Source organism: Bacillus sp. TL12, assembly GCF_022625245.1.
Taxonomy (GTDB): Bacteria; Bacillota; Bacilli; order Bacillales; family Bacillaceae_G; genus Bacillus_A.
Genome location: NZ_JAJJBY010000105.1, coordinates 1 through 3,909 on the forward strand (window position 1 = coordinate 1; position 3,909 = coordinate 3,909).

At 31.2% G+C, this 3,909-nt stretch carries 4 protein-coding genes; all 4 read left to right on the forward strand.

The features are described 5' to 3' along the window. Nucleotides 1-635: 635 nt before the first annotated feature. The 4 genes from LOK41_RS27540 to LOK41_RS27555 all read left to right on the forward strand — a co-directional run bounded on the left by LOK41_RS27540 (nt 636) and on the right by LOK41_RS27555 (nt 3,782). On the forward strand, nt 636-1,199 hold the full coding sequence (locus LOK41_RS27540) for a DUF3967 domain-containing protein (protein ID WP_241819287.1): 564 nt from the start codon (nt 636-638) through the stop codon (nt 1,197-1,199). Nucleotides 1,200-1,560: 361 nt separating this feature from the next. Next, a complete protein-coding gene (locus tag LOK41_RS27545) occupies nt 1,561-1,956 on the forward strand; it encodes a hypothetical protein (protein WP_241819288.1) in 396 nt (131 codons plus the stop codon). 413 nt (nt 1,957-2,369) lie between these two features. Continuing rightward, the gene (locus LOK41_RS27550; RefSeq protein ID WP_241819289.1) at nt 2,370-3,032 is read left to right on the forward strand and encodes a hypothetical protein; all 663 of its coding nucleotides are present in this window, start codon (nt 2,370-2,372) and stop codon (nt 3,030-3,032) included. A gap of 444 nt (nt 3,033-3,476) precedes the next feature. Continuing rightward, nucleotides 3,477-3,782: a DUF3784 domain-containing protein gene (locus tag LOK41_RS27555; RefSeq protein WP_078177539.1), complete on the forward strand. Its 306-nt coding sequence runs from the start codon at nt 3,477-3,479 to the stop codon at nt 3,780-3,782. The last annotated feature ends 127 nt before the right edge of the window (nt 3,783-3,909 follow it).

A 3,909-nucleotide genomic window follows, 5' to 3' on the forward strand; every position in this document is an offset into this window, starting at 1 on the left:
CCCAATCAGCAAGAGCTTGATGTCAAATAAACTTCTAATACTCATGACTTCCCCCTTATACACAATGTTATTTAACCAAATTATACCATTCAGAAAGAGCGATGTATTGTTTTTTGGGGTTGTATATTCTATTCATGCCAGGTTAACATAACGCAACATTATCAAAAGTTCTTTCTTTTAAACATCCTCATTATATCAACATTTTGCGTATAGTTTGCGACTCATTCTTTATGCTCTATTTTATACATTCCTATAACAGTGCGAATCTTCTGTTTTATTGTTTTGCAATTTTTGTATAAATCTTTGTATATATGGCTTGTCCAAATTAATAGCAATTATTATTAAAACATGTAATTTATTTGGAATGTTTATAGTTTAAGGGCGGATTAGATTGGCAGGGTATCCCGCCCTTAGACTATATATATTCCTGAACATTTTAGGGATTCCCAATATATCTTATTCTTCTTTCCTATTCTTTTATGGGAATAGCATGTGTATATTTTTATGTGAACAGAATGGACAGATTGCGTGAACAGAATGAACGGTTTACAGGCAATTGCTTGATATATATAGAATTTTTTAGTATAGATAGATGGAAGGTAGATGGACATTTGAACAGACTGGAGGTGTTCATGATGGAAAACAACCAAGAATGGATAAGCGTAAATGATCTTGCTAAAAAGGTTGATGTATCTGAAAATACATTAAAGCGCTATATAAGAAGACATGAACAATTCCTTACAGTAAAACAAGGGAATCGTAGCAAATATTTTATTCATTCTGATTCTGTAAAAATCATAAAACAGATAAAAAAGTTGTATAACGATAACATGAATGAAGAGGAAGTTAATAAAAAATTACAAACAAGTGGAGTACCCTTAATTATTACTGTCTCAACAGATAATAATGGAGTAGAACCTTTATCTATGAACATCTTGGACACCATGAACGGGTTATATGAACGGCTTGGACAACTTGAACAGATTAATAAAAATCAAAGTGAACAACTAGAAGAACTAAAAGGGCTAGTTAAACAACAAGCTGAACAGCAAAAACAACAACAGGATTTTCAAAAAGCTGTGATTCAAAGAATGGATGAACGTGATCAAAATCTAATGGCTATGATCCGTGAAAACCAGGAGACTAAAAAATTGATTGCAGCCACTCAACAAAAAAAGTGGTGGCAATTTTGGAAATAGAAAAAGCCTTGCTTATATGCAGGGATTTTTTATACAGAATTCTATACAGATTTTTGTACTAATACAGGCCATTCGTAAGTCTGAAAAACCCTAATATCTCTGCAATGTATAAAATCGTGTATAGAAAAATAAAGCAAGGATAAGTTGAAATCCTTGCTTTAAAGCGGATTCCACCATATCCTTGCTACCAATAATGGGACGTTATGTTAACGGAACATGTATATGATATACATTTAATCATTTAAAAATTAAACAGAGTTTAATTAAAGAGCGAATAATTGTAAATTTATATTGTTTGTAACATTTTACCAATTTATAATAAAAACTGACTGGTCTGTATTACAATACGAGGAGGGAAAAGATGAAAAAATTTATAATAGTTCTTGCTATTAGTTTTTCTTTGATTTTGAGTTCCTTAGGAGTAGCCACACCAGCATCCGCAGATGTTATTGATTCTAATAAAGTTGAATTATATAAAGGTAAAAATGTTAAAAGTACACATCTTTATATAAATTTCTTGAACCATGTAAGTTATAGCGCCAAAGTAGACACATCGAGTAATCACAGCGTTATTGTAACTTTTAAGGATCCAGATGGCGATGTTATTGACAGAACTGTTGTCGCTCCAGGTGGTCGTGTAGGTAACTTTTTTTTCTGGAAGATGCAAACAGGATATTATTCTCTAACCTTAGATTGTTACGGTACTGCTAAGGATTGTCGTGCTTCAGGTATAATAAAAGAAATGAACGATAACTGATTTTAAGCTAAAAATGGTCGTGTGAGGCCATATAGGGGTTCAACCAAGATACGTGTAAAAACAGGTCATAGACTTACTTTTATTTCCATATTCTATTTATTAAGCTTATAAAGGGGTAGCACGCACATTTTAACCTTTTTATACGCTAAGGGATTCTCAAAGCTCAATATTGCCTATTTCAATTGAGACTTTGGTTTAGAGACGTGTTTTGAGACCTATTTAAAGCTATTTTCAACATATTTTAGGTTCAATTTCATTTGTCTCAAATACCCTCGTTTTTGAGATTAAATAAGTTGCTTAGAGTAGTAAAATCAACGTTTTTTCATGTCGAATTGCTTAGCGTATATTTTCGTTAAAATGTTGGTGGTACACCTGAAAGAAATATGTGTTTAGAAAAAGGAGATAGAGAATTAATGGACTTTAATAAAAAACGGAAAAAAATATTAGGTAAGAGCATTCCTGTTTTTCTTTTATTACTATTAACCTTTTTATTAAGTTCTTGTTCTGAAGAAACAAAAGTATCTAATAACCAAGGTTCTGGTGAAAAAAGTAATAAAAAAAGAGAGCTAACGTATGATGAAAAAACTCTATTTTATGCGTATCTTCGTATAAATCATGTAGATGTAATGGAAATTAAAGAGAAAGCAAAAGCAACAGGAAATCCTATTAAAGGAATAGGTAGTTGTATGAAAGATAATGAAGCAGGTGCGCAATGGCAGTGCTCTGGACCTAATACTTTGGAGGAGAAACAAGAAAATGCGGGGCTATCTGGTACATACCATATAGCTAGTTATATTGACAAAAAAGGACAAAATCATGTTCTTCTAGTCATTCCAAGTAAATTTACTCCTATTACCTACAACAAAACTAATATTTATGATTGGAAGACAGATTATCAAAGTGAAGATTGGGAAATGAGGTTCGGCCTGCGTAGTAATAATGCTTTAGATGATTTGGGTAAAAAAGGTTTGGATTTTGAAAAATTAATAAAAGAACCTAACATGGTAGACTTTACTCAATTACATAATTTAAAGTGGAGAGAAATTAAGGTAAATAAAGACCTTACTTTTGAATAAACTTAAATACACTATAAATAGCCTAAGGATCTTCATTTGAAGATCCTTTTTCAGTACCAATAACGGAAGTTATGTAAATACAATTACCCTTATCCTTTAGATAGAGGGAATTGTGTTTTTTAAAATCATGAAAATCTGGATATCATTTACAATGTAAGCGCTTTCTGTTATAATAATAATGGGTTGGATGGCACGAGTGGCTATCAGGGTATTTGGCGTAGGTGGGGCCGATACTACGGGCAGAGTAGAAATATTGTTTTTTACTATTATGAAATTCTACATATATTATAAAAAAGAGTGGAAAAGGAACTGACTCATAATCTTATGAGTCAGTTCCTTTTCTGTTTTGCTACTGATAAGTGGGGTTATGTAAACTTTAAGAAAAATCTTCAAAATATAATTTGGTTTATTATGGTAAAATTTCTGTTAAAAGGGGGATTAATAATGGTGGGTGGCTTTATTACTTGTACAATTGTTAGTTTAATTATGATTCTAATTGGTTATCAAATTCATATTAAAAAGCGTCTATTTCTTATTGCCGGATATCAAGAAGGAAATTTTATAGGTGATAAAAATAAGTTAGCTAAAATATTTGGGATGTTTTCTTATTTAGTGGGTGTTGTTACCTTTTTATTACCTTTTGGACTAGAAAGTTTAGGTGACATTGTTGGTATTATATTTGGAGTTCTTGTAGTTCTAAGTACAATTGGAGTTATAATATGGGCAAATTTAATTAATAAACCGTTGTAAATAGTTACTCGAATCGCCCCTTTATATACAATGTTTTGAATGTATACTTTTGTTGAGTATTTAGAGGATATCAGGGGAATTGTTATGAAGTCAATGTTTTAGGGTTTTTGAAAGTAAACTAATATTT